This window comes from Streptomyces sp. NRRL WC-3618 (assembly GCF_001280005.1).
Classification (GTDB): domain Bacteria; phylum Actinomycetota; class Actinomycetes; order Streptomycetales; family Streptomycetaceae; genus Streptomyces.
This window is the reverse complement of the sequence record NZ_LGDW01000392.1, coordinates 1-255: the sequence shown is the minus strand read 5'-3', so window position 1 is coordinate 255 and position 255 is coordinate 1. Positions and strand designations below refer to the sequence as shown.

1 protein-coding gene is annotated in these 255 nt (G+C 71.0%); it reads right to left on the bottom strand.

Features of this window, described 5'->3' with window-relative positions:
- A partial coding sequence (locus ADL01_RS27210; protein ID WP_324614639.1) for a transposase family protein occupies positions 1-255 on the bottom strand: 255 nt, incomplete at both ends.

Genomic DNA, 255 nt, shown 5'->3' with positions numbered 1-255 from the left:
GCGCCAGGTCTTGAGGTTGGCGAAGCCGTGCTCGACGGCGGCGCGTTCGCGGCTGAGCAGACGGTTCGCCTCCTTCTCCGCGTCGGTGAGCTGGTGGTTCCGGGTGGCTTTGCGGCCGGTGATGCTCACGGGGTGGTCGTCGGGGTCGTCGTCCAGGCCGACGAAGCCGAGGTCGGCCAGGGCGCCGAGGCCGGTTTCGCGAAGGTGTGCGGTGAGCTTGTCGTGGCGGGCGGTGGTGATCTCGCTGGACCGGCC